The following is a 25574-nucleotide window of genomic DNA, read 5'->3' on the forward strand; positions in this document are numbered from 1 at the left end:
GCTGCGGTGCGGTTTTGCCGTTTCATCGGGTTTTTGCAATGCCGCTTTTGCGGGGTTTCCGCCATTTCATGCCCTTTTTGCGCGGCTTCTTATATTCTTAAAGGGGCGCTTTCCGTAAAAATGTGTTCCAAAAATGCTCCGCCATAGCCCCGATGCAAGCGGAAATCCTTTTTAGGCAGGCGCTCGACCGCAAAAGATCCTTGTTTATTATAAAACTTAAGGTTTCCCATCTACCCAGCATCATATTCCATACTTCTATTCCATACTTCTATTCCATACTTCTATTCCATACTTCTATTCCATACTTCTATTCCATACTCCTATTCCATACTTCTATTCCATACTTATATTATATATGTACATATAAAGTAAAGACGTGAGGTTTTGAAAAAGAATTAGCTTTACATATAATATAATAGACAAAAGACAATACTTATTATATAATAGAGTAAACTTGTACTTATATATTGTATGTATTTTTGTAATCACGTATATTTGCATTCACAAAATTATAAACAATGATCAAGATTACTTTACCCGATGGGTCAATTAGAGAGTTTGCTTCAGGCGTAACTCCAATGGAGGTCGCTAAAAACATTAGCGAAGGTTTTGCTAGAAATGTGATTTCTGCATCTTTTAATGGTACAACTATTGAAACCGAAACTCCATTAACGACCGACGGTAATCTTATACTATATACTTGGAATGATGCCGAAGGAAAAAAAGCTTTCTGGCATTCGACTTCGCACGTAATGGCACAAGCCCTTGAGGAATTGTACCCAGGAATCAAATTAACTCTTGGGCCTGCAATTGCTAATGGTTTTTATTATGATGTAGATTTTGAAGATCAAAAGATTTCTGAAGCTGACTTCAAAAAGATTGAAGATCGTATTCTTGAAATCTCTAGAGGAAAATATGATTTCAAAATGCGCCCAGTAAGCAAAGCAGAGGCGCTAGAAATGTATAAGGATAACGTTTATAAGACTGAATTAATTTCAAACCTTGAAGACGGAACTATTACTTTTTGTGACCATGCAACTTTTACTGATTTATGCCGTGGTGGACATATTCCAAATACTGGAATAATCAAAGCTGTAAAAATCATGAGTGTTGCCGGCGCTTACTGGAGAGGTGATGAGAAAAACAAACAGTTGACTCGTGTTTATGGAACTTCTTTCCCTAAACAAAAAGATTTAACTGAATATCTTGAACTTCTTGAGGAGGCAAAACGTCGTGATCACCGTAAATTAGGAAAAGAGTTGGAGTTGTTCGCTTTTTCTCAAAAAGTAGGTCAAGGTTTGCCTTTATGGCTACCTAAAGGCGCTGCTCTTAGAGAGCGTTTGGAGCAATTTTTAAAGAAAGCTCAAAAGAAAGCTGGATACGAGCAAGTTGTGAGTCCGCACATTGGCCAAAAAGAACTTTATGTAACTTCTGGTCATTATGCAAAGTATGGGGCAGATAGTTTCCAACCAATTCATACACCAGCTGAGGGTGAAGAATTTTTATTGAAACCAATGAACTGTCCTCATCACTGTGAGATTTACAACGTAAGACCTTGGTCATATAAAGATCTACCTAAGCGTTATGCTGAGTTTGGTACCGTTTACAGATATGAGCAATCTGGAGAATTACATGGTTTAACTCGCGTTAGAGGATTCACTCAAGATGATGCGCATATCTTCTGTACTCCAGAGCAATTAGACGAAGAATTCAAAAAAGTAATTGACCTTGTACTATATGTATTTGGTTCATTAGGTTTCGAAAACTTTACTGCTCAGATTTCATTAAGAGATCAGGAAAATAGAGACAAGTATATTGGTACTGATGAAAATTGGGAAAAGGCAGAAAATGCAATTATCAACGCAGCAAAAGACAAGGGTCTTAATACTGTTGTAGAATATGGTGAAGCTGCATTCTATGGCCCGAAACTTGATTTCATGGTAAAAGATGCTTTGGGAAGACAATGGCAATTAGGAACAATTCAGGTAGATTACAACTTGCCTGAACGCTTTGAATTAACTTACAAAGGCGCTGATAATGAATTACATCGCCCTGTTATGATTCACAGAGCTCCTTTTGGATCTATGGAACGTTTTATAGCAATTTTACTAGAGCATACAGCAGGAAATTTCCCACTTTGGCTAATGCCTGAGCAGGCTATTATCTTGTCTTTGAGCGAGAAATACGAAAATTATGCTAAAAAAGTTTTAGATTTGCTAGAAAATCACGAAATTCGCGCCCTAATTGACAACCGAAATGAAACTATCGGTAAGAAAATTAGAGATGCAGAAATGCAGAAAATTCCATTTATGCTTATCGTTGGTGAGGAAGAAGAGAAAAATGGCACGATTTCTATTCGTCGTCACGGACAAGAAGGAAAAGGTAATATCACAGTTTCAATCGAAGAATTTGCTGCGATTGTAGACGAAGAGATAAAAAAGACATTAAAAGTATTTACAGTTTAACTTAAATTAGAAAGTCATAGCAATAAAAAGTAACAGAGGTTTTCAACCTCGAGTAGAGAAGAAAGATGCGCACAGAATAAACAATCTTATTCGTGTTCCTGAAGTACGTCTTGTAGGTGAAAACATTGAACCTGGGGTTTTTAAAATCGCTGACGCGCTACGTTTAGCTGACCAATTTGAATTGGATTTAGTTGAAATTTCGCCAAATGCGGAACCACCGGTTTGTAAAATCATGGATTACAAGAAATTTGTTTACGAACAAAAGAAAAGAGATAAGGCTTTGAAGGCTAAATCTTCTCAAGTTGTGGTAAAGGAAATTCGATTTGGTCCTCAAACAGATGAGCATGATTATGAATTTAAAAGAAAGAACGCTGAAAAATTCTTAAAAGAGGGAGCTAAATTGAAAGCTTTCGTATTCTTTAAAGGACGTTCTATCATTTATAAAGATCAAGGTCAGATTCTATTATTACGTCTTGCTCAAGATTTAGAGGAACATGGTAAAGTTGAAGCTATGCCTGTTTTGGAAGGAAAGAGAATGATTATGTTCATTGCTCCGAAGAAAAAGAAATAAGTCTTAAGGTCGAAAGTCTTAAAGTCAAAAGTCATAAACTGACTTTTGACTTTTAACTTTTAAACATTCAGACTAAAGATATAAGTAAGTAAGAATAAATTAAAACACTAGGAAAAATGCCTAAAATGAAAACAAAATCTAGCGCTAAGAAACGTTTTAAAGTTACTGGTTCTGGAAAGATTAAAAGAAAGCATGCTTTTAAAAGTCACATCTTGACTAAAAAATCTAAAAAACGTAAATTAGCTTTGACTCACTCAGCGCTAGTTCACCAAACAGATATGAGAAGCATTAAACAACAATTAAGAATTATCTAATTATAGGTCAAAAGTTAGAAAGTCATAAAGTTTAAAAGTCAGTATCTGACTTTAGACATTTGACTTTAAGACATTAGACTAAAGATTTTCTTTAGGTTAAAAAATTATTTATATAACCTTGGAGTATGGCTTTAAGTTCCTTTGATTCAATTCAGGACGCCTGCTACAAAAACACATTAAAATTATGCCAAGATCGGTAAATTCAGTTGCTAAAAGAGCAAGAAGAAAAAAAATAATGAAGCAAGCCAAAGGTTTCTTTGGTAGACGTAAAAACGTTTGGACAGTTGCTAAGAACGCGGTAGAGAAAGCGATGAGCTACGCTTACCGTGACAGAAAACAGAATAAAAGAAATTTCCGTTCATTATGGATTCAACGTATCAACGCTGGAGCTAGATTAGAGGGAATGTCTTATTCTCAATTCATGGGGAAAGTTAAAGCTAACGGAATCGAATTGAACCGTAAAGTTCTTGCAGATTTAGCTATGAACCACCCAGAAGCTTTCAAAGCTATTCTTAATAAAGTAAAATAAAACGTTTTATAAACTCAATTTAAGATTACTTACTTATTATATAAAACCATTCGTTAACGCGAATGGTTTTTTGCTTTAAAGAAGTCTCAAATCTCCGTCTTTAGAAAAAAATTAAAAGGTAACTTTGTATAAATCAAAATAATCTTATGTACAAAGCGCTTTTTGACCATATTGAAAAATTTATTACTCTTGAACCTTCAGAAATAGATAAATTAGAATCATGTCTAGAAATTTCTAATATAAAAAAGAAAGAACATATACTCACAGAAGGTCAAATTTGCAATACAATGTATTTTGTTGTCAAGGGCTGTATGAGACAATATATCATCAATCCTAAAGGTACAGAGCAAACACTTCAATTTGCGATAGAAAACTGGTGGATTACTGATTATTTGAGCTACCACAATCACATACCATCAAGCTTTTATCTGCAGGCAATTGAAAACTCAGAAGTTATTGCCATTGATAAAAACCTTTTAGAGGCATTACTACTTGAAATTCCTAATCTTGAAAGATACTTTAGAATTGTTACTCAAAAAAGTTTTGGCGCAATGCAAATGCGTATCAAATTCTTATTTACAATGTCAGCCGAAGAAAGATATCATCACTTTAATGACCATTTCCCAGAATTTGTTCAGCGCGTTCCTCAATATATGCTTGCCTCCTATCTGGATTTTTCTGCAGAATTTATGAGTAAAATAAGAGCTGGAAAACTCTGAGTTGAATTTCTTGAAGTAGTTCAAGTTTTTAAAAGCATACATTACCCACCTTTGTAATGAAATTTTAAAACATATAAAAATGAACTCAAGAATCGTTATCCCGCAAGTTGCTCCAGAAGCATATCAAGCCATGTTAGGTTTAGAAAAATATATTGCTTCTACTTCTCTATCTCCTGTACATAAAGAGTTAATTAAAATTAGAGCATCACAAATAAATGGTTGTGCTTATTGCATAAACATGCACACTGCAGACGCGAGAAAGCTGGGTGTAACCGAACAACGTATTTATCTGCTTACTGCTTGGCGTGAAGCTGATTTTTATAGTGATGAAGAAAAAGCAATATTAGCTTTAACAGAAGAAATAACATTAATAAGCAATCACGTTTCTGAAGAAGTATATCAAAATGCTGCTAAATTATTTGATAAAAAATATCTAGCAGAAATCATTATGGCAATCATTACTATTAATGCCTGGAATCGAATTGGAATTTCAACCGATATGCGTGCAGAATAATTTATAAGGATAAAATTTACAAGCAATTTACTATTACAGGCCCTTCTACAAGAGGGCCTTTCTGTATATCACTGGAAATCAGAATGTGAATTTTCTTTTTTTTGAGATTTTTGAAAAACAGGTATTTATACGCTTTTGTAAGAAATAAAATTATTTATTTTTGGCGCATGATTCCAAAAAAAATACAAATTACCTTTTATACAATTTTCATTTTTGTATTTTTTTTTGCGTGCCAAAACAAGAAAAAACCGGTAGAAAAAATTGCAAGCAATAAAATCGAAATAGAAAAAACGATTCGTTCGGCCGACTTCTTTTATAAAAACAAACAGTTAGACAGTGCATTTTATTTATACAATAAGGCAAGAGCAAATAGCAACCTTAAAGACGATGTAAAGAATTATGTTTATTGCATGTACTATATGGCCGAAATTCAGCAAAAACATGAAGATTTTGTTGGTAGTACAAAAACAGCAATAGAAACAATTCCGTTTCTAAATCAAATAAAAGACTCTAATTATATCTGGAATATTTACAGTGTATTAGGGAGGAATTATTTTTATACCTACGATTATCCAACTGCAATTTATTATTACTCTAAGGCATTTACTTTAAAAATTGACAGGATAAATAAACTTGAAGCAAAAAACAATATCGCTGTCATTTATATAAAACAACATAAGTTTGAAAAAGCGCTTCCCATTTTTCTTTCAATAAGTAAAGAGAAGATCTTAAAAGATAGTCCTGAAAATTATTCCAAAATATTAGATTACATAGGATACTGCTATTATAAATTAGAAGATCCAACAGCACTTTCGTTTTTTAGAAAGAGCCTAAAAATAAAGTCTCAAGTAAATTATTTAGAAGGCTTAGGCAAAACCTATTATAATCTTTCTCAATTCTATCAAAAAAACAAACCTGGTTTAGCAATGAAGTACGCTAAATTAAGCTATAAAAATTATACATTATCAGGCAATATAGATGAGCGATTACTTGCTTTAAAATTTATAATAGAAAATAGCCCTAACGTCGAATCAAAAAAAAATATGCTTATTTATACAAGTGCAATAGATAGCATTTTTGAAGTAAGGCAACAAGCAAAAAATCAATTTGCAAAAATTAAATATGACACTAAAAAAGAAAAAGAGGAAAATCTAAAATTAAAAGCTCAAAAAATTAAAAATGAACTTCAGTTAGTAAAACAAGAAAACAGTAATATTATTTCCTATATAGTAATCATATTTGCATCTGCCCTAATCGTTTTCATTTATTTTTTTCTGACCTCACGAGCCAATCGTCAAAAAATAGAAGCAACATATCAAAGCGAAACTAGAATCTCAAAAAAATTACATGACGAACTTGCCAATGACATTTATCACACAATGGCATTTGTCGAAAATAGAAACATTTCTACTCAAGAAAATAAAAAGCATCTATTAAAAAGATTAGAAGATATTTATTCTCGAACAAGAAATATTTCAAAAGAAAATACCCCAACCATAAGCAATCAAAATTATATAGTTTTGATTAAAGAAATGATTTCTGGATTTAATACACCAACCACAAATCTTATGATAAATGGTTTGGATACCATTTCATGGGATTCTATTGACAGAACTAAAAAAATAGCTGTTTATCGTTCTATACAAGAATTACTTGTGAACATGAAAAAACATAGTGGTGCGAGTTTAGTTGCACTAACTTTTAAAGAGCTCGATAATAGTATAATAATTAATTATACCGATAACGGACGAGGAATCGATATAAACAAAATGGTTTTAAAAAATGGTTTACATAATATTGAAAATAGAATTAATGCCATTAAAGGCGAGATAAATATTCATTCAGATTTTGGAAAAGGTTTTAAAGTTTTAATTAAATTTCCGGCATAATGATTAAATACTGGCTCAACTTTTTTCGAAAAAAAATCTTCCTTTTTTGCTTGTTAATCTCTATTATAGGTTTAGCATTATATTATTCTACACCTATTTCTTGGGCAAAAAGCCTTAAAATAAATCACACCAAAACCGATCACTCCGTCGAAATTAAGCAGACGATGGACAAGGCAAATGCTTTTTGGGATTCTGGAAAAACCGACAGCGCCATTTTTTATTTCAACAAAACACAATCACTATGTGTTCCAATAGAAGATTATGCAGATGATTATGTTGGCTCTTTAAATAATAGTGTAGAAATCTTGCAGCGAAATGGCGATTATTATGAAGCCGAAACTAAACTTATAAAAGCTTTTCCTTATTTAGATAAGACAACAAATGTAAAGTATGCTGTTAATGCTTATACATTTATGGCTTATCATTACTACTATACTTATGACAACGAAAAGGCTTTGCATTATCATAAAAAAGCATTAAAAAAAGCCGTATCAACGTTCAGAAAAGCACGAATATTGTCTGAAATTGCATTTACCTATATGCAACAAAAAAAATATCAAGAAGCAGTAAATTTATTAGAACCACTTGTAAAATATAAGATTGAAGATAAAATAACTCCTTCGAATACAAATATTCAGCGTGCATCTATATTATATAATTTAGGTCTTTCTTATCTAAGACTTGGAAATCATAAAGAACAAGCTTTTAAGTGCCTTAACGAAAGTTTAGAAGTAACTCTTACATTAAACGATGATTACGAGCTAATTGGAAATTATTATGCTTTTTACCTATATTATTCAAAATACAATAATCCAGAGTTAAAGAAAATCAATGCAATAAAAGCTTACAATTGCGCTAAAAAAGCAAAATCGATAACAAATCAAATCAATATGCTGACCGGACTTATTGAGGCCGACGATGCTAAAAATTCAAAAAAACATTGGGAAGTTTATAGTAGAATGATTGACAGTCTTGCTGTTAGCAGAAAAAAAGCAAAAAATCAATTTGCTGATGCTATATATAATTCAAAAAAAGATAAAGACGAAAATTTAGAACTCAAAAACCAAAAAGCAGAAAAAGAATTAGAACTACAAAGACAAAAAAACAGAAGTTACATTTCTTATGTTGTAATTTTTGTCAGCATTGGAAGCTTAGTCTTCATCATTTTTTATGTAATTACGAAAGGCAGAAAGGAAAGCAATAACGAAGTTTTTAAGAATGAAATGCGTATTTCTGAAAAATTACAATTTGAACTTGAAAAAGATATTGACAAAATTTTATCCTTTACAGAAAACTACAACCTCGAAGAAGAAGAAAACAAAGAAAAATTTTTATTTTATTTAAATAACATTTACTCCAAAACCAGAAATATTTCTCGAGAAAATAGTGAAATCGCTACCAACGAAAATTTCGAAAAAGATCTAAAAGAAATGATTTCTGGATACACCAACCAAAAGCTAAATATAATTGTAAACGGTTTAAATGCTTTTTCATGGAAAAAAATTGACCGTGTAAAAAAAATTACTGTTTCTCGTGTTCTTCAGGAAATCCTTGATCACATGAAAACACTGAATGATGCGTCTCTAGCGAGTATAACGTTTAAAAAAGAAGAAAGAAACATTCAAATAGTGTATATAGATAATGGCAAAAAAATAAGCTCTGAATATTTTATTTTAGAAAAAAGACTACAAAATGTGGAAAACCGTATTAAAACAATAAAAGGAACTCTTAATTTTGACAAAGAATCAGAAAATGGTTTTAAAATAAGTTTCAAATTTCCAATATAAGACAATTATGTTTAAAAAAGTTTTAGTTGCCGAAGATCTAGACAGTATCAGTATCGCAGTTGTTCAAGTTCTTGAAGAGTTACAAGTTCCTGTAATTCATCATGTTAAATATTGCGATGAAGGCTTACTTAAAGTAAAAAAGGCATTGGCTGATAAAGAACCTTACGATTTATTGATTACAGATTTATCTTTTAAATCTGACCATAGAAAAGTAGATTTAACCAGCGGAGATGAACTTATTGAAGCAATAAACAAAGTACAGCCAAAACTGAAAAAGATTGTTTTTTCTATAGAAGACAAAAGCTACAGAATAAAAAATCTTTTTAATGAATTGGGTATTAATGCCTATGTCACTAAAGGTAGAAACAGTATTGCTGAATTAAGAAATGCTATTGAAAGTACATTTAACAATGAAGAAAAAATACTTTCTTCAGATTTGTCGTTCAATTTTAATGACAAATCTTTAATTGAAATTGAATCATATGATATTTCTATTTTAAAACTTTTATCTCAAGGATATATATTAGAAAGTATTTCTAGAGAGTTCAAAGATTCATCTATCACTCCTAACGGAACAAGCAGTATAGAGAAAAGAATCAATAAACTAAAAATTTACTTTAAGGCCAATAATAATGTGCATTTAATTGCAATTGCAAAAGATTTCGGACTGGTGTAATTTTTATGGCGCTTTACGGATTCCCGTAAGGATTACACTGTTTATACTGCTAAATTTGTGATAATCTATTAACCTACCATGAAACCAAAAAGTAAAGCGAGTATTGTATTCTCTAGAATTAATACTACACAAAATAAAATAGTTATGAAAACAATGTTACTTTGCCTTTTTTTATCGATAAGCTTTGCCTTTGTTTCTGAAAAAACGGGCTGGTTGGAAATTGACTGGAAAATGATTTTTATTCCAGCATTGTTAGTTTTACAAATTATAATTATTGGTACTGCCTTAAAAAATCGATACAAAAAGCACTAATTTATTTTAAGATAGGCTTAATTATTGCAGGAAGAGAGGTTTTAATCTTAGTCCCGTTAAATTTTTTCATGAAAAGAATTCTCTGCCTTGTCTTACTATTATTTACATTTTTATCTTTTGCACAAACCAAAGTCCTATCTTGGAATATAGAAAACTTTGGAAAATCGAAATCTGATATTCATCTAGAATATATTGCCAAAACAATATCTACTTATGATATAATTGCAATTCAAGAAGTTGTAGCTGGAAATGGAGGTGCACAAACTGTAGCAAAACTTGCCACAATACTTAACCAAAAAGGAAGCAAATGGGACTACAAAATAAGTGATCCTACTTCTAGTAGCAGTTATAAAACCGAGCGGTACGCCTTTATTTGGAAAACTCACAAAGCCAAATTGAAAAACAAAACTTGGTTAGAGAAAAAATTTAGCGTAGAAATTGACCGGGAGCCCTATTTTGCCACGTTTGAAATTAACAAAAAGACAATCACTCTTGTCAATTTTCACGCAATAACTAAAAATAAACAACCCGAAACCGAAATCAAATATTTTAAATTTTTACCAAACGAATATCCTGATTTAAATCTCGTTTTCTTGGGTGACTTTAATTGTCCTGAAAAACATTCTGTTTTTAATCCGTTGAAAAAAATGGGATATGATTCTGTATTAAAAAATCAAAAGACAACTTTAAAACATAAATGCAAAAACAATATTTGCCTTGCTTCAGAATTTGACAATATCTTTTATAAGACCTTGAATCTAAAAGTAAACAATTCTGGAATTATTAAATTTTACGAAGATTTTGATTCTTTACAAAATGCAAAAAAAATATCAGACCATATTCCGATCTGGGTTGAGTTTTCTTTAAATTAATTATGTTTTAAGTTTCTTTTTTCTTGCAGCAGGAAATAAAACATTGTTCAAAATCAATCTATATCCAGGCGAATTCGGATGTAAATCTAAAACCGTTGGTGGATCACCAACCTGATGCTGAAAATCTTCTGGATCATGTCCTCCAAAAAAAGTAAACATTCCTTTGCCTTTTTCTCCATGAATATATCTTGACTCGCCATTTAACTCGCAAGTTCCCATAATTAAGATGTTCGATTTTATTAATGAAGTATCAAATGAAGTCGTTTGTCCCATAAAACCTTTTACCAATTGTGTATGGTTTTGGCATAACATACTCGGAATAGGATCCCATTTTGCAGAAAATTCCATTAAAGTAAAATAATCCTTATCCATTGGTATTCGCCTTTTCGTCGTCATATCAATATCCGAAAACTCATATACTTCTGGTCTTCTTTCTAAAGTAAAATTTTTAAAAGCAAAAGAATTATTATAATTTAATTTTGACTGATAATTAGATTCACTAGGATCTCCGTCAAACATAGCTTCGCAAATATCTACTCCATCTGCAGCAAGTGCAATATCAAAACTATCTGTCGCAGAACACATGGCAAACATAAAACCACCTCCAATTACAAAATCTCTAATTTTTTTAGCAACTGCTCCTTTTTCCTGAGATACTTTTGCGTATCCTAGTTTTGCTGCCAAAGCTTCGGCATCTCTCTTTTGATCGATGTACCAAGGCGTATTTTTGTAAGCGGCATAAAATTTTCCATATTGTCCGGTAAAATCTTCATGATGCAAATGAAGCCAATCGTACATTAATAATTGATCACTTAAAACTTCTTCATCATAAATTGGGGTAAAAGGAATTTCGGCGTAAGTTAGAACTAGCGTTACGGCATCATCCCAAGGTTGTTTTCCTTTTGGAGTATAAACGGCAATTTTAGGTGCTTTTTCTAAAATCACAGATTCCATATTTTGAGAAGGGCTCGAAATTTCATTTAAAATAGAAGCTTGTTCGCTATCTGAAATTACTTCAAAACTTACTCCTCGTATTTTACATTCTTTTCTAATTTCATCAGCATCAGGAAGTAAAAAAGAACCACCGCGATAATTTAAAAGCCAGCTCGCTTTATAATCTCTGCTCAAACACCAATAAGTAATTCCGTATGCTTTTAAATGATTTTGCTGCGTCGATTCGTCCATCGGAAGTAAGATAAACGAAGCTTTAGCATTAAATGTGATCAATAGTATAAAAAAGTAGAATAAAGTCTTATTCATCAGAAAATTATTTTAGTAAAGATATAAAAGCCATCAGCAAAAAAAGAACACTTAGAATCTTTTCTGTTGAATATAGAATGTTAAATAAAAAAGCTTGAAGAAAATTGATTTTCAAACAATAAAAAAACAGGTAAAAACACCTATAATTTGGAAGAATATTCTCTATACATTTGCTATCCCAGGTTCATAAAACTAATCGCTGTAAAAAAAAACCAACTATGAAGTTTAATGAAAGTAATAACCAGCAAAAGGGTCTGAATATAATTCAGAAAATAGGACTATGTGTTCTTGTAATAACAATCATATTATATTATGTGCTGTCAATTCAGTTTTTGACAGCATAATATTTTAAATTGTTAAAACTGCCAAATCATTTTGAATAGCGTAGACAACCAAACCGGCAATATTTCGCGATTCTGTTTTAAGCAATAAATTGTTTCTGTGTCCTTCGATTGTTCTTGGACTTAAAAAAAGATGTTCTGCAATTTCTGCAGTAGTTTTCTGCTGACAGATTAATTGCAGAATTTCAATTTCACGAGGTGAAAGGAAATTCGTTTCTAAACCGCCTCTGGTATTTTTAGGAGAAACTATTGTATCTTGAATTGTTTTTAAGACATTTTCGTTATAATAGAATCCTTTTTTTGCGACCTCATTGATTGTAAGAATCAAATCTTTTGGAGTAGTATTTTTAATTAAGTATGCTACAGCTCCAACTTGAATCATATTAGCAATAAACGATTTGGTATCGTAACTAGTCAATGCAATGATCTTAATGTCGGGAAATAGTTTTCTAATAATTTTTGTGGCTTCGACACCGTTTAAGATTGGCATCTTTAAGTCCATTATTATTATATCTGGTTTAATTTCTCTTTCATTTAATTGAGAAATTAACTCGTCACCATTTGAAGCCTCAAAAATAACGTCAATATTTTCTTCTCTTTGCAATAAAAAAGAAATTCCTTTTCGAAACAAAATTTCATCATCGACTAGAGCAATTTTAATAGCAGGATTCATCTTATTTGTTTTTGGTCGTTTATTTGGTTTATCGAAATTACAAAATATGAATTAGAAAAAGTCTAAATACCCTATTTTATTGACCAAAAAGCTTCATAAAACACATAATTTGACCTAAAATGTAAAATTTACAACAATACCGTTATTAATTTCAGAGTTAATTTCAATTGTTCCTTGTAAAAATGATATTCGGCTATCGATATTTTTCATTCCTAAACCTTTTTGATTTTCGGCATTCGAACTATCAAAACCAACTCCGTTATCTTTATAGTCACAAATATTTACTCCATCTTTAGTGGCAAAAGAAATCCATATCTCAGATGCTTTTCCATGACGAATCGAATTATTCATTAATTCTTGTAGGATTCTAAAAATATGTAAATGTCTGTCTATTTCTTTCTCATCAAAATCAATTTCATTTTTATAATATGTTTTGACAGATTTACTAGATTCAAATTCTTCACACAATTCCTCGATACCAGCATTTAAGCCAAATTTTTCAAAAACTGGTGGCAATAAATTATGCGCAATTTTTCTAGAATTATCTAATGCTTTTGTTGTTAAAGCGATTATATTTTCTGTAATTTCAGCTGTTTCAGCCTCTGTAAGGTTTGGAGCTGTAAGCAAATGACTGTTTAAGGAAACAATGTTTAATTTTGAACTAATATCATCATGAAGATCTTGCGCAATTCTTTTGCGTTCTTCCTCTTGTGTAACAATAATAGCATGTAGCTGTTCTTTTTGATATCGAAGTATTAAATCTATTTTCTCTAATTCTTTCTGAATTATTTTTTTTCTAGAAAAGTAAAAGAATATTATTAATGCGACTGCAACAATTATAAAAAACAGAGAGATATATAATATTATAGCAACTAATTCTTTTTCGGGGATTGAATTGGAGTTCATAATCTACGTTTAATAATACAAATTAGTTTTGTAAACCTTTTTTTGAAAAACTAACTTTCCATTCATACAAAATAAACAGATAATAAATAATATTCAAAAATGCATTTAACTGCCAACTCAAATATTTTAGATCATTATTTAAGACCGACGTTAAATTACCTATAATATACAATACTGTACTTGAAAGCAAGTATAGCATTATACCCATATTTACATAATAATAGGTCTTGTTTTCTGTGAGCATATTGTAGAAATGTATCAATGCAAAAACAACTATTAGCAACGATGTCAAAGTAATTTCAAACAAATTAAATTTTAAAAATTCTTGTGGCGTCTTAATAAATTGTATTGTCAGTACAAGCAGAGCAAGAAAAAGACTAATTTTTACAAATTGCTTTTGAATTTTAATATGTAGAATCGAATTGTAAAATAAACCCAGTAATATCATTTGACCAATAAAAAAACTATTGACCAAAAACAAGTTATTCATTTTTAGCGAATACAATATTTCCATTGAAATTTGTATTAAAAATATAAATGCCAAGTAAGAAACAAAAAAAACATTAGCTTTTTCCTTGCGGAAAAAGCTAATTGAATATAGTACTAGATCAATTAATAAAATCAAATAACCTGAATATATTAAAAAATCAATCATTTTTTTACTATCAAAAATTAAAAAGGAGGGCTTGGACGTGAACCATCGTAAACTACTTCTTCAGCAGCTTCGTCGCCACCTAATCCGTCGGCTTTACCATAAACATTTATGTATTTACCAGTTTTCTCATCATATTGGGCTCCTACGAAAAGTAATGTTTTTTCTTTTTGATCGTTAATTCCAATATAAGCCCAAACAGCATCTGTGTCAAGCTCAAGTACTTTTTTCAAACTTTCTCTTGGTACTAAGAAAGCTTTTACTTTTTTCTTAGCATCTTCAACGCTTTGATCATCTTGATATCTTTGCTCCCACTCGTTTGCAGTAGCTACAGGAATCTGAATAGGTCCTGGAAAAGTTTCTTCATTCATAATTTAAAATTTGTTAATTGGTTAATAATTAAAAAAAAATAATAGTTTATAATTGGTTTAGCTAAACTACTGATTTTTATTCTACAATTAACATAAAAACATAAAAAAAGCCTTAATAATAAGGCTTTTTGTTTTATTAAAACGGAACATCGCTATCATCATCGTCATCATTTAAATTACTTCCGAAGGCTTCATTAGCCGAAGGCAGATTATTAGTAATAAATGAATTATCATCATGATTCATTTTTGACGGCAAATCATCATAATTACCTGAAAAATCATCAAGGTTATCAAATTTTCCTAAGTGTCCTAAAAACTTCAAACGAATGTTCTCAATACCACCATTACGGTGTTTTGCAATCATAATTTCAGCTTGGCCGGCAGTTGGAGAAGCTTCTTCATCATCCCATTCTTCAATTTTGTAATATTCTGGTCGGTATAAAAACGAAACGATATCAGCATCTTGCTCAATCGCTCCAGATTCACGAAGATCCGAAAGTAACGGTCTTTTACTAGAACCACGCGTTTCAACGGCACGCGATAACTGAGAAAGTGCAATAACAGGAACGTTAAGTTCTTTTGCCAAAGCTTTTAAGTTTCGAGAAATTGTCGAAATTTCCTGCTCACGATTTCCTCCTCCTTTAGCATTTCCTCCTGCAGTCATCAACTGCAAATAATCTATAATGATAATTTTAATACCATGTTGCGATGCTAAACGACGGCACTTTGCTCTTAAATCGAAAATAGAAAGCGAAGGTGTGTCATCAATAAACAAAGGTGCTTTCTCTAAATCTTTCACTTTAGTACTCAACATTGTCCATTCGTGAGCCTCTAATTTACCTGTACGTAATTTTTCTGAAGACAAACCTGTTTCAGAAGAAATAAGCCTCGTAATTAACTGAACAGATGCCATCTCTAGGGAAAACAAAGCCACTCCATGTCCATATTGGATCGCAATATTTCTGGCCATAGAAAGTACAAATGCCGTTTTTCCCATCGCTGGTCTCGCCGCGATAATAATTAAATCACTCGGTTGCCATCCAGAAGTTAGCTTATCTAAATTATGAAAACCAGTTTCTACACCACTTAATCCTTCTTTTTTAGAAATTTCCTCAATTTTCTTTTTAGCTTGTAAAACTAAACTCTGTGCGGTTTCAGAACTACGCTTGATATTTCCTTGTGTTACTTCGTATAATTTAGATTCAGCTTGATCCAATAAATCAAAAACGTCAGCACTTTCATCATATGATGCTTCGATAATTTCTGAAGAAATTCTAATTAAACTTCTTTGAATAAATTTCTGAAGAATGATACGTGAGTGAAATTCGATATGCGCCGATGAAGCAATTTTCTGCGTAAGCTGAATCAAATAAAAATCTCCACCTGCTAAATCTAACTTTCCGTTTTTCTTTAACTGAGTCGAAACGGTTAAGATATCAATTGGCTGCGTTTCGGTAAAAAGTTGTAAAATCGCTTCAAAAATATGTTTGTGCGCGTCTTTGTAAAAAGCTTCGGCTTGCAAAATATCAATTACATCATCTACCCCTTTTTTATCAATCATCATCGCACCAAGCACAGCCTCTTCCAAGTCAAGAGCTTGCGGTGGCAACTTTCCTTTTTCTAAGTTGATAATTGTGGTTTTGTCGACCTTAACAGGGTTTAAGTTTTTGAAATTTTCCATATAGCGAAAGTAGCAAAATTTAAAAAAAATCTGCTATCTAGTTATAACTAATAATTGTTTATAAATAATTCTGATTTGTTCATAACCAAAAAAAAATCCGAAACTGTAAGGCTTCGGATTTTAAGTCTCTTTGTATGAATTTACTCTTTATACTCGCCCATATTACTGTATTTGTCCATTCTTTGGGCAATTAAGTCGGCTGTTGATAAGTCTTTTAATTCATTATATCCTTTAGTGATGTATTCTGCAACCGTTTTAAAAGTTGTTTCACGGTCGTAGTGCGCTCCGCCTAGTGGTTCTGGGATTACATCATCAACTAATTTTTGTTTTTTCATGTCAGAAGAAGTCAGTTTTAAAGCTTCTGCTGCACGCTCTTTGTACTCCCAGCTTTTCCATAAAATAGAAGAGCAAGATTCTGGAGAAATTACAGAGTACCAAGTGTTTTCTAACATGTAAACACGATCTCCAACACCAATTCCTAAAGCTCCTCCAGAAGCACCTTCACCAACAATAATTGTGATAATTGGCACTTGTAAACGAACCATTTCGAAGATATTTCTAGCAATAGCTTCTCCTTGCCCTCTTTCTTCTGCTTCAAGTCCTGGATATGCACCAGGAGTATCTACTAAAGTAAGAACTGGAATTCCGAATTTCTCTGCCATTTTCATCAAACGAAGTGCTTTACGGTATCCTTCTGGATTAGCCATACCAAAATTACGGTATTGACGTGTTTTAGTATTATATCCTTTTTGCTGACCGATAATCATAAACGATTGTCCGTTTATTTTACCTAAACCACCAACCATAGCTTTATCATCTTTAAAGCCTCTATCTCCATGAAGTTCTAAGAAAGTATCTCCGCAGATTGCTTTGATGTAATCTAAAGTATAAGGTCTGTTTGGGTGTCTTGACAATTGTACCCTCTGCCAAGCAGTTAGGTTTTTGTATATATCTTTCTTGGTCTCCTCTAATTTCTTGTTGATTTCCTTGCACGTTGGCGTTACGTCAACGTCAGATTCTTTTCCAATAATAACGCACTTTTCTAACTGTTCTTCAAGTTCTTTAATTGGAAGCTCAAAATCTAAATATTCCATGGATTTTTGAATTTTGTTTGTAAATCGAACCGCAAATATAAAAATATTATATCATTGGCGAAGTTAATTGTTATTTAAAGTATAAAAATGCAAATTAAAAATAAGTAAACTATTACAAGTTTTCTTTCTTGTTCTGATAATGTTTGAAAACGCCGTTTAGAATAACTGTTATGATAATTATAACCGCTCCTACGTAAAATTCAACACTCATTTTTTCTTTTCCTCCTAGGATAAAATACGCCAAAACGATTCCGTAAACTGGCTCTAAATTAGTGGTTAACATTACTGTATATGGCGTTAATCGCTGCATTACTTTTACTGATGCAGTAAAGGCATAAGCCGTACAAATTGAAGCCAAAATCAATAACAAAACCCAATTATTTAAAGACATTTTGAAGAAATCTGCTGTAAATTTTCCTTGAAATAAAAAATAAATCGTTATAAAGAAAACTCCTGCACCAAACTCATAAAAAGTAATTACAGAAGGCTCATGATCTGAAATTAGTTTCCCATTCATCAAGGTAAATAAAACCCCTAAAATGATTGCTGCCAAGGCATAGTAAACTCCCGTAAGATATTTTATTTCTACTTGAAGAATCAGCCCTAATCCTGCAATAATGATTAGTCCGAAGAAAACTTCGTACCAAAGGACTTTTCTTCCATAGAATAATGGCTCTAATAAAGAAGCAAAAAATGCTCCCAGAGAAAATATAGAAAGTGTAATTGAAACATTGGAAACATGGATTGCTTTAAAAAAGAAAATCCAGTGCAATGCAATTAATAAACCAACAAAAATCAATTTAAAAAATTCTTTGACAGGAACTTGAAAAGACTGTTTTTTAAAAGCTATAAATCCGCCAAGGAAAACCATAGCGATAAGCATTCTATACCAAACCAAATTTTCGGCATCAATTGTAATTAAAGCGCCCAAAATGGCAGTAAAACCCCAGATAAAAACAATTAAGTGAAGATTTAAATAACTTTTTAAATTATCGTTTCGCATTACGTAATAAGTAAACTGCTAAAATTCCGAAAACAATATTCGGGAACCAAACAGCCAATAAAGGTGAGAATGTAGATTTTTCGGCAAGTGTACCAAAGATTTTATCAAAGAATACGAAAGAGAACGCAATTGCTATACCAATTGCAAGGTTCATTCCCATTCCGCCACGACGTTTCATAGAAGAAACAGAAACGGCAATAATCGTCAAAATAAATGCTGAAACAGGAATACTGTATTTTTTATAAAGAACAACCAAATAGGTATTTATGTTTCCTGAACCTCTTTTTCTTTCTTTCTCAATAAAATCAATTAGCTTACCCAAAGGCAATGTTTCTGCGATATAAACGACAGGTGTTAAATCGGCCAATTCAAATTTAAAAGGGATATTTTTTTCTGGAGCTTTTTCGATTACATCATTTAATTCTCCTACGGTTCTCTTAGTATAATCGTATAAAACGTAAATCTTCTTTTTAGGATCCCATTTAATACGGCTTGCAGTAATTTTATAGGTTAGTTTTTCTTTTTCAAAATGTTCCAAAGAAAAATTAAAAGCCGTTTTAGACTCTTCATTAAAACTATTTACAAAGATAAAATCGTGGTCATTAATTTGCCTGTAAACATTGGTGTTTTCGCCACGCATTTCGGCTTTTCCGTTTCCTTTTAGATACGTATATCTAAAATTATTATAACCTTCACTTGCTGCTGGAACAATAAAAAATCCCATTAACAATACAAAAAGAGAAACTATAGTTGCACCTATAATATAAGGACGTAAAAAACGCGTAAATGAAATTCCAGAACTTAAAATCGCGATAATTTCTGTATTGTTTGCCAGCTTTGAAGTAAACCAGATTACGGATAAAAACAAAAATATCGGAAACAGCGAATTAATAAAGTAAATCGTAAAATTGTAATAATAGAAAGCAATATCTCCAAACGGAATCTTGTTTTCGAGCATTTTATTTACCTTTTCAGAAACGTCAATTACGATTCCGATTGGTGCAAATAAAAGAAGCATCACAGAAAAAGTTCCGAGGTATCTTTTTAAAATGTATTTATCTATTATTGTTAACATAACAAAGTATAATCGATTATTTGTTTAATCGTTTAACCGAATAAACGATTAAACAAATAAACATATTTTAAAGTCTTTGGCTCATATTTTTAACCATCATTTCTTTCCATGGTCTAAAATCTCCGGCTAAGATATGTTTTCTGGCTTCACGAACCAACCACATATAAAAACCAAGATTATGAATGGTTGCAATTTGTTTTCCAAGATATTCGTTGGCAGCAAATAAATGACGCAAATAAGCTTTAGAATATTCTGTATCTACAAAAGTGTGTCCCATTTCATCAATTGGAGAAAAATCAGCTTCCCACTTTTTATTCTTGATGTTAATTGTTCCGTTTGCTGTAAACAACATTCCGTTTCTTGCATTACGTGTTGGCATAACACAGTCGAACATATCAATCCCTAACGCAATATTTTCTAAAATATTAATTGGAGTTCCAACTCCCATTAAATAACGAGGTTTATCTTCTGGCAGAATTTCGCAAACTACTTCAGTCATTGCGTACATTTCTTCAGCAGGTTCTCCAACTGAAAGTCCTCCAATTGCATTTCCTTGCTGTCCTGCATTGGCAATATATTCAGCTGACTGGCGACGCAAATCTTTATACGTACTTCCTTGAACAATTGGGAAAAACGTTTGTTCGTAACCATATTTATAAGGCACTTTTTCTAAATGATTAATACATCTGTCTAACCAACGGTGTGTCATGTGCATAGAACGCTGCGCATAACGATAATCGCAAGGATAAGGTGTACATTCGTCAAAAGCCATAATAATATCGGCTCCAATTGTACGCTGAATTTCCATTACATTTTCTGGAGTAAAAAAGTGGTAAGAACCGTCAATATGCGATTTGAACTTCACTCCTTCTTCTTTAATTTTTCTATTTGAAGAAAGAGAATATACTTGATATCCTCCAGAATCAGTCAAAATATTACGATCCCAGTTCATGAATTTATGCAATCCTCCAGCTTTTTCTAAAATTTCGGTTTGTGGACGTAAATATAAATGGTATGTATTTCCAAGAATAATATCCGGATTTATTTCTTCTTTAAGCTCACGCTGATGCACACCTTTTACAGATGCAACCGTTCCAACCGGCATAAAAATAGGCGTTTCAATTACGCCGTGATCAGTAGTTATACTTCCCGCTCTTGCTTTAGACTGCGGATCTTTTTGTAATAAATCGAACTTCATTTGTTTCTTTTTTCAGTCGGCAAAGATAAGCTAATTTCAGGGAAATTTAATTAATTAGAAAAATTGTGAATTATAAAATTGAGTTAATTCAAAAACAACATAAAACCTAAACTTCAGAAATTTTTAAATTTGAATAAAATCTATTAAAAAATGAAATGCGGAGCTTCCATACTAAACGAAGTTGAAGTTCTCACTCAGCATATTCACAACAATAAAAATTCAAAATGAACTTAGCACAAAAACTCGGATATCCTGAAAACACCAAACTATTAATCATTCACGCCGATGATGCAGGACTATCGCATTCCGAAAATCAGGCAACTATAAAAACACTCCAAAACGGATCTGTCAATTCATACAGCATAATGGTTCCTTGTCCGTGGTTTTTTGAGATGGCCACTTTTGCTAATAACAATCCAAATTATGACTGCGGAATTCATTTAACCCTCACTTGCGAATGGGAGAATTATAAATTTGGCCCGATTCTTCCCGTTTCCGAAGTTTCAAGTTTAGTAGATCAAAATGGTTATTTTTATAAAACCCGACAAGATTTCAAAAACAACGCACAACCAGCTGAAATTAAAAAGGAGCTTACCGCACAAATCGAAAGAGCTTTGCAATTTGGCATTCAGCCTACACATCTCGACTCGCATATGTGTAGTGTCGGCGTTACCCCTGAAATTTTAGAAATCTACAAAGAGCTAGGAAAAACATACAATTTACCAGTTTTTATTAATAAAGACTTTGTAGAATCAATTTCTCTCTCTGATGAAAAATATAATTTTGATAATACGCTTTTGGCTGATAAACTTTTAATTGGATATTATGTTGACTTTGAAAAAGGAGAACTCAAAAAATCTTATGAAAAAGCTTTAGACAGCGCAATTTCTGGATTAAATGTTTTCCTGCTTCATCCTGCGTTTGATGATTTTGAAATGCAAGGCATCACAATAAATCATCCAAATTTTGGTTCAGAATGGCGTCAAATAGATTTCGAGTTTTTTACCAGTGATGAATGCAAAGCAAAATTAAAAGAGAATAATATTCAATTAATTACATGGAAAGAAATTGGGCAATTGGAGCATCTTCCAATTAAAAAATAAGTTGATTTTTTATGCAAATATTATAACATACTGATTTTAAAAATACAAGTATTGAAACCATAGATTTCATAACTTTATAGTATACAAATATCTGTTTAATAATATTTAATATTGACATTATGATAAATTCAGAAGATAAAAATGCAGCAAAAGAAAATGAGATAGAAAGAAATCTGGAAAATCTAAATTATCCAGCAAGTGAGGATATTTATAATCGCGAAGACAAATCAGAAAATATAGATCCAGAAAATATTTCGACTGACAAAACCATTACTCAAAACGACAACGAATGGAAACAAAACAGCGACAAACTTGGAAATGATTTGGATATTCCAGGAGCTGAATTAGATGATGAACAAGAAGAAATTGGCTCAGAAGATGAAGAGAATAATTATTATAGCGAAGGAGATACTGAGTAAAATTCATTTTAAATCAAAAATTAAAAATCTTGCATTTTGCGAGATTTTTTTATTTTGAAAATAAAAACCGTAAAAAACACACTTAAAAAAAAACAAAAAGCAAAAACATGCGTTATATTTTTTTTCATAACATAAAAAAAATAGCAAAATTTAACAATTGTAATAAAACTAAAGCAAAAAATCATTTGTCTGCACACAAAATAACGCCTACTTTTGCTTCAGTTTAACTTTTACATATAAAATGAAGCCTAACACACAACAATTAAGCGATTTAACGATCCAAGTAAGAAGAGATATTCTTAGAATGGTACATGCTGTAAACTCTGGACACCCAGGTGGTTCTTTAGGTTGTACTGAATTTTTGGTTACACTATATCAAAATATAATGGACCGCAAAGAAGGTTTTGACATGGACGGAATTGGAGAAGATTTATTTTTCCTTTCAAACGGACACATCTCACCTGTATTCTATAGCGTTTTAGCACGCAGCGGATATTTTCCAGTTTCAGAATTAGCTACATTCAGATTATTAGATTCTCGTTTACAAGGACACCCAACAACACACGAAGGTTTACCTGGAGTTCGTATTGCGTCTGGTTCATTAGGACAAGGTTTATCTGTAGCTCTTGGAGCAGCGCAAGCTAAAAAATTAAACAAAGACAATCATATTGTATATAGTTTACACGGAGACGGAGAATTACAAGAAGGTCAAAACTGGGAGGCTATCATGTATGCATCTGCTAAGAAAGTAGACAACATTATTGCAACTATCGACTTAAACGGAAAACAAATTGACGGAACAACTGACGAAGTTTTGCCAATGGGAAGCATTCGCGCTAAATTTGAAGCTTTTGACTGGGATGTTTTAGAAATTAAAGAAGGAAACAGCATCGATGCTATCATTGCTGGTTTAACTGACGCTAAATCAAGAACAGGAAAAGGAAAACCAGTTTGTATTTTATTACATACAGAAATGGGGAATGGTGTAGATTTCATGATGCACACTCACGCTTGGCATGGTAAAGCACCAAACAATGACCAATTGGCTAGTGCTTTAGCTCAAAACATTTCAACTTTAGCAGATTATTAAAAAATGCTTTAAGCAGTAAGCATTAAGCTTTAAGCCTATTGCCTACAGCCTATTGCGTATAGCAAAAAACAAAATGAAAAAATACGAAAATACAGGAAGTAAAGATACTCGTTCTGGTTTTGGAGCGGGAATGACTGAATTAGGTCAAAAAAACGAAAATGTTGTTGCATTATGTGCTGATTTAATTGGATCATTAAAATTTGATGATTTCAAGAAAAATCACCCAGAGCGTTTTTTCCAAATCGGAATCGCTGAAGCTAACATGATTGGAATTGCTGCAGGTCTAACAATTGGAGGAAAAATTCCTTTTACTGGAACTTTTGCTAACTTCTCTACAGGTAGAGTTTACGACCAAATTCGTCAATCTGTTGCTTACTCAGATAAAAACGTAAAAATCTGTGCTTCTCACGCTGGTTTAACTCTTGGAGAAGACGGAGCAACTCACCAAATCTTAGAAGATATTGGTTTAATGAAAATGTTACCAGGAATGACTGTAATCAATACTTGCGATTACAACCAAACTAAAGCTGCAACTTTGGCACTAGCAGATCATCACGGTCCAGCTTATTTACGTTTCGGACGTCCAGTTGTAGCAAACTTCACTCCTGCTGACGAGCCTTTCGTAATTGGAAAAGCAATTATGTTAAACGAAGGAACAGACGTTACTATTATTGCAACAGGACACTTAGTTTGGGAAGCTCTTATTGCTGCTGAAGCATTAGAAGCAAAAGGAATTTCTGCCGAAGTAATCAACATCCACACAATTAAACCTCTTGATGAAGAAGCTATTCTAAAATCTGTTGCTAAAACTAAATGTGTTGTTACTGCAGAAGAGCACAATTACCTTGGAGGTCTTGGAGAAAGTGTTTCTGGAGTATTAGCTTTAAACAATCCAACTCCACAAGAATTTGTAGCAGTTAAAGATAGTTTTGGAGAATCTGGAACACCAGAACAATTGATGGAAAAATACAAATTAAACAATCAAGCGATTGTTGAAGCTGTAGAAAGAGTAATCAAAAGAAAATAATTTTACGTTTTCTTACTTTATAAAAAAAGCCTCGAAATTTACATTTCGAGGCTTTTTATTTTAATCAACCATCTTAGGCTTTTAATACCAAGAAAGAGGAATTTCATGCCAAGCATTTACTACATAAATCTTGAAATTTCCTGAAACTTCAAAGTTTTGATACCAAGTTTGCTCACCATAAGGCGCTTTTGGAGTCCAAGTAGCCAATAGAAACGTTTTACTTCCAGACACCGAACTATCCATAACTAATGATGCATTCCAAAACAAAGAATTTGCAGATATATTGCTACCATCTACTTGCATAGGAGTTGATTCTGTTTTCCATGTACATCTCCAAGTTGAACATGAACGATATTGCATTAATGATCTTAAAAACATTTTACTTGAATAAACAACATTATTTAAAAGAACTGTCTCATTATACAAATCCAATACATGTCTATACCTCATTCCTGGCACATTAAAACTACCTTCGTCTGTAACAAATGTTTTAATTCTATTTTCATTTGGAATAACATATCTACTTGTTAAATCTTTAGTAGATTTCGAAACACTTAATAATTGACCATAAACTACTAAATTTTCTTTAATACTAATAAGTTCCTTTGGACTCTTATTAATTTCATTCTCTGATAGAATATAGAAATCACGCCCATTAAGCCACAATACCTTACCCCCAATTTTAACTTTTGATTCAGTATTTAGAACTGCTTCTAATGCATCTGAATAAATAACTCTTGTTTCTGAAAGAACATCGTCTTCCATAGCAGTTGATTCATCAGAAACTTTTGATAATGAATTTACTCCTTTCGAAGTAATCCAGTCCTGAAGACCCTTACTATCTAGTAAAGCAAGATCTGAGTATTCTTTAATAAAAGACTCTTCATTTTTAAATGATAACATTTTACCATCTAAAACTGAAGCTGAAGTTTCTTTTGAAGAAGCAACATCTTGATTTACCTGATCTTCGCTACTACATGACAAAATAGTAAGCCCTAAAAATAATGTAATTAATTTTTTCATTTTGTAAATT

General features: G+C 31.9%; 25 protein-coding genes. 15 read left to right on the forward strand and 10 right to left on the reverse strand.

Annotated features, from left to right (window positions below):
* Positions 1 to 518: 518 nt before the first annotated feature.
* The 11 genes from thrS to JC605_RS21430 all read left to right on the forward strand — a co-directional run bounded on the left by thrS (position 519) and on the right by JC605_RS21430 (position 10648).
* On the forward strand, positions 519 to 2465 hold the full coding sequence (thrS, locus tag JC605_RS21380; RefSeq protein WP_198858132.1) for a threonine--tRNA ligase: 1947 nt from the start codon (positions 519 to 521) through the stop codon (positions 2463 to 2465).
* 16 nt (positions 2466 to 2481) lie between these two features.
* Entirely contained in the window at positions 2482 to 3036 is a 555-nt protein-coding gene (gene infC, locus JC605_RS21385) for a translation initiation factor IF-3 (RefSeq protein ID WP_095931668.1), read from the forward strand.
* 116 nt (positions 3037 to 3152) lie between these two features.
* The gene (gene rpmI / locus JC605_RS21390; RefSeq protein WP_008464950.1) at positions 3153 to 3350 is read left to right on the forward strand and encodes a 50S ribosomal protein L35; all 198 of its coding nucleotides are present in this window, start codon (positions 3153 to 3155) and stop codon (positions 3348 to 3350) included.
* A gap of 184 nt (positions 3351 to 3534) precedes the next feature.
* Entirely contained in the window at positions 3535 to 3879 is a 345-nt protein-coding gene (gene rplT, locus JC605_RS21395; protein ID WP_008464948.1) for a 50S ribosomal protein L20, read from the forward strand.
* Positions 3880 to 4025: 146 nt separating this feature from the next.
* On the forward strand, positions 4026 to 4598 hold the full coding sequence (locus JC605_RS21400; protein WP_198858133.1) for a Crp/Fnr family transcriptional regulator: 573 nt from the start codon (positions 4026 to 4028) through the stop codon (positions 4596 to 4598).
* Positions 4599 to 4677: 79 nt separating this feature from the next.
* Entirely contained in the window at positions 4678 to 5112 is a 435-nt protein-coding gene (locus tag JC605_RS21405; RefSeq protein ID WP_198858134.1) for a carboxymuconolactone decarboxylase family protein, read from the forward strand.
* Positions 5113 to 5279: 167 nt separating this feature from the next.
* Positions 5280 to 7001: a tetratricopeptide repeat-containing sensor histidine kinase gene (locus JC605_RS21410; RefSeq protein ID WP_233074195.1), complete on the forward strand. Its 1722-nt coding sequence runs from the start codon at positions 5280 to 5282 to the stop codon at positions 6999 to 7001.
* A gap of 50 nt (positions 7002 to 7051) precedes the next feature.
* On the forward strand, positions 7052 to 8788 hold the full coding sequence (locus JC605_RS21415) for a tetratricopeptide repeat-containing sensor histidine kinase (protein ID WP_198858135.1): 1737 nt from the start codon (positions 7052 to 7054) through the stop codon (positions 8786 to 8788).
* Positions 8789 to 8795: 7 nt separating this feature from the next.
* Positions 8796 to 9464, forward strand: a complete 669-nt coding sequence (locus tag JC605_RS21420) for a response regulator (RefSeq protein WP_198858136.1) — start codon at positions 8796 to 8798, stop codon at positions 9462 to 9464.
* Between the two features lie 144 nt (positions 9465 to 9608).
* Positions 9609 to 9776 (forward strand): hypothetical protein, encoded by a 168-nt coding sequence (locus JC605_RS21425; RefSeq protein WP_165352465.1) that lies wholly within the window; start codon positions 9609 to 9611, stop codon positions 9774 to 9776.
* 68 nt (positions 9777 to 9844) lie between these two features.
* Positions 9845 to 10648 carry an endonuclease/exonuclease/phosphatase family protein gene (locus tag JC605_RS21430; RefSeq protein ID WP_198858137.1) on the forward strand — a complete coding sequence of 268 codons (804 nt, stop codon included), beginning with the start codon at positions 9845 to 9847 and terminating at the stop codon, positions 10646 to 10648.
* On the opposite strand, the gene JC605_RS21435 is transcribed toward JC605_RS21430, so the two are convergent.
* The 9 genes from JC605_RS21435 to tgt all read right to left on the reverse strand — a co-directional run bounded on the left by JC605_RS21435 (position 10649) and on the right by tgt (position 20902).
* Positions 10649 to 11908, reverse strand: a complete 1260-nt coding sequence (locus JC605_RS21435; protein ID WP_198858138.1) for an asparagine synthetase B — start codon at positions 11906 to 11908, stop codon at positions 10649 to 10651. It lies immediately after the preceding gene.
* A 348-nt stretch (positions 11909 to 12256) separates the two neighbouring features.
* The gene (locus JC605_RS21440; protein WP_198858139.1) at positions 12257 to 12922 is read right to left on the reverse strand and encodes a response regulator transcription factor; all 666 of its coding nucleotides are present in this window, start codon (positions 12920 to 12922) and stop codon (positions 12257 to 12259) included.
* A 114-nt stretch (positions 12923 to 13036) separates the two neighbouring features.
* Positions 13037 to 13828 carry a sensor histidine kinase gene (locus JC605_RS21445; protein WP_198858140.1) on the reverse strand — a complete coding sequence of 264 codons (792 nt, stop codon included), beginning with the start codon at positions 13826 to 13828 and terminating at the stop codon, positions 13037 to 13039.
* A gap of 672 nt (positions 13829 to 14500) precedes the next feature.
* Positions 14501 to 14851 carry a hypothetical protein gene (locus JC605_RS21450; RefSeq protein ID WP_198858141.1) on the reverse strand — a complete coding sequence of 117 codons (351 nt, stop codon included), beginning with the start codon at positions 14849 to 14851 and terminating at the stop codon, positions 14501 to 14503.
* Positions 14852 to 14987: 136 nt separating this feature from the next.
* On the reverse strand, positions 14988 to 16532 hold the full coding sequence (dnaB, locus tag JC605_RS21455) for a replicative DNA helicase (protein WP_198858142.1): 1545 nt from the start codon (positions 16530 to 16532) through the stop codon (positions 14988 to 14990).
* A gap of 140 nt (positions 16533 to 16672) precedes the next feature.
* A complete protein-coding gene (locus tag JC605_RS21460; protein WP_198858143.1) occupies positions 16673 to 17626 on the reverse strand; it encodes an acetyl-CoA carboxylase carboxyltransferase subunit alpha in 954 nt (317 codons plus the stop codon).
* Positions 17627 to 17738: 112 nt separating this feature from the next.
* A complete protein-coding gene (locus JC605_RS21465; RefSeq protein ID WP_198858144.1) occupies positions 17739 to 18629 on the reverse strand; it encodes a DMT family transporter in 891 nt (296 codons plus the stop codon).
* Positions 18616 to 19704 (reverse strand): LptF/LptG family permease, encoded by a 1089-nt coding sequence (locus JC605_RS21470; RefSeq protein ID WP_198858145.1) that lies wholly within the window; start codon positions 19702 to 19704, stop codon positions 18616 to 18618. Before JC605_RS21470 ends, JC605_RS21465 begins: the two co-directional genes overlap by 14 nt.
* 67 nt (positions 19705 to 19771) lie before the next feature.
* Positions 19772 to 20902 (reverse strand): tRNA guanosine(34) transglycosylase Tgt, encoded by a 1131-nt coding sequence (gene tgt, locus JC605_RS21475; protein WP_026727521.1) that lies wholly within the window; start codon positions 20900 to 20902, stop codon positions 19772 to 19774.
* 224 nt (positions 20903 to 21126) lie between these two features.
* Here tgt and JC605_RS21480 point away from each other — a divergent pair, with 224 nt between their 5' ends.
* From JC605_RS21480 to JC605_RS21495, 4 genes are all read left to right on the forward strand, one after another.
* Positions 21127 to 22005, forward strand: coding sequence for a polysaccharide deacetylase family protein (locus tag JC605_RS21480; RefSeq protein ID WP_198858146.1), 879 nt, complete (start codon positions 21127 to 21129; stop codon positions 22003 to 22005).
* Positions 22006 to 22124: 119 nt separating this feature from the next.
* Positions 22125 to 22424 carry a hypothetical protein gene (locus JC605_RS21485; protein ID WP_198858147.1) on the forward strand — a complete coding sequence of 100 codons (300 nt, stop codon included), beginning with the start codon at positions 22125 to 22127 and terminating at the stop codon, positions 22422 to 22424.
* Between the two features lie 241 nt (positions 22425 to 22665).
* Positions 22666 to 23514, forward strand: coding sequence for a transketolase (locus JC605_RS21490; RefSeq protein WP_095931688.1), 849 nt, complete (start codon positions 22666 to 22668; stop codon positions 23512 to 23514).
* 73 nt (positions 23515 to 23587) lie between these two features.
* A complete protein-coding gene (locus tag JC605_RS21495) occupies positions 23588 to 24541 on the forward strand; it encodes a transketolase family protein (protein ID WP_198858148.1) in 954 nt (317 codons plus the stop codon).
* Between the two features lie 81 nt (positions 24542 to 24622).
* Here the strand turns inward: JC605_RS21495 and JC605_RS21500 are convergent, their stop codons facing one another.
* Entirely contained in the window at positions 24623 to 25564 is a 942-nt protein-coding gene (locus JC605_RS21500) for a hypothetical protein (protein ID WP_198858149.1), read from the reverse strand.
* Positions 25565 to 25574 lie beyond the last annotated feature (10 nt).

The sequence above is a fragment of the Flavobacterium sp. IB48 genome, from assembly GCF_016405855.1.
GTDB lineage: Bacteria > Bacteroidota > Bacteroidia > Flavobacteriales > Flavobacteriaceae > Flavobacterium > Flavobacterium ginsengisoli.

Coding starts and splice junctions, on each gene's coding strand:
- thrS (WP_198858132.1), top strand. CDS start 519: ATGATCAAGATTACTTTACCCGATGGGTCAATTAGAGAGTTTGCTTCA.
- rpmI (WP_008464950.1), top strand. CDS start 3,153: ATGCCTAAAATGAAAACAAAATCTAGCGCTAAGAAACGTTTTAAAGTT.
- rplT (WP_008464948.1), top strand. CDS start 3,535: ATGCCAAGATCGGTAAATTCAGTTGCTAAAAGAGCAAGAAGAAAAAAA.
- JC605_RS21400 (WP_198858133.1), top strand. CDS start 4,026: ATGTACAAAGCGCTTTTTGACCATATTGAAAAATTTATTACTCTTGAA.
- JC605_RS21405 (WP_198858134.1), top strand. CDS start 4,678: ATGAACTCAAGAATCGTTATCCCGCAAGTTGCTCCAGAAGCATATCAA.
- JC605_RS21410 (WP_233074195.1), top strand. CDS start 5,280: ATGATTCCAAAAAAAATACAAATTACCTTTTATACAATTTTCATTTTT.
- JC605_RS21420 (WP_198858136.1), top strand. CDS start 8,796: ATGTTTAAAAAAGTTTTAGTTGCCGAAGATCTAGACAGTATCAGTATC.
- JC605_RS21425 (WP_165352465.1), top strand. CDS start 9,609: ATGAAAACAATGTTACTTTGCCTTTTTTTATCGATAAGCTTTGCCTTT.
- JC605_RS21430 (WP_198858137.1), top strand. CDS start 9,845: ATGAAAAGAATTCTCTGCCTTGTCTTACTATTATTTACATTTTTATCT.
- JC605_RS21435 (WP_198858138.1), bottom strand. CDS start 11,908: ATGAATAAGACTTTATTCTACTTTTTTATACTATTGATCACATTTAAT.
- JC605_RS21440 (WP_198858139.1), bottom strand. CDS start 12,922: ATGAATCCTGCTATTAAAATTGCTCTAGTCGATGATGAAATTTTGTTT.
- JC605_RS21445 (WP_198858140.1), bottom strand. CDS start 13,828: ATGAACTCCAATTCAATCCCCGAAAAAGAATTAGTTGCTATAATATTA.
- JC605_RS21450 (WP_198858141.1), bottom strand. CDS start 14,851: ATGAATGAAGAAACTTTTCCAGGACCTATTCAGATTCCTGTAGCTACT.
- dnaB (WP_198858142.1), bottom strand. CDS start 16,532: ATGGAAAATTTCAAAAACTTAAACCCTGTTAAGGTCGACAAAACCACA.
- JC605_RS21460 (WP_198858143.1), bottom strand. CDS start 17,626: ATGGAATATTTAGATTTTGAGCTTCCAATTAAAGAACTTGAAGAACAG.
- JC605_RS21465 (WP_198858144.1), bottom strand. CDS start 18,629: ATGCGAAACGATAATTTAAAAAGTTATTTAAATCTTCACTTAATTGTT.
- JC605_RS21470 (WP_198858145.1), bottom strand. CDS start 19,704: ATGTTAACAATAATAGATAAATACATTTTAAAAAGATACCTCGGAACT.
- tgt (WP_026727521.1), bottom strand. CDS start 20,902: ATGAAGTTCGATTTATTACAAAAAGATCCGCAGTCTAAAGCAAGAGCG.
- JC605_RS21480 (WP_198858146.1), top strand. CDS start 21,127: ATGAACTTAGCACAAAAACTCGGATATCCTGAAAACACCAAACTATTA.
- JC605_RS21485 (WP_198858147.1), top strand. CDS start 22,125: ATGATAAATTCAGAAGATAAAAATGCAGCAAAAGAAAATGAGATAGAA.
- JC605_RS21490 (WP_095931688.1), top strand. CDS start 22,666: ATGAAGCCTAACACACAACAATTAAGCGATTTAACGATCCAAGTAAGA.
- JC605_RS21495 (WP_198858148.1), top strand. CDS start 23,588: ATGAAAAAATACGAAAATACAGGAAGTAAAGATACTCGTTCTGGTTTT.
- JC605_RS21500 (WP_198858149.1), bottom strand. CDS start 25,564: ATGAAAAAATTAATTACATTATTTTTAGGGCTTACTATTTTGTCATGT.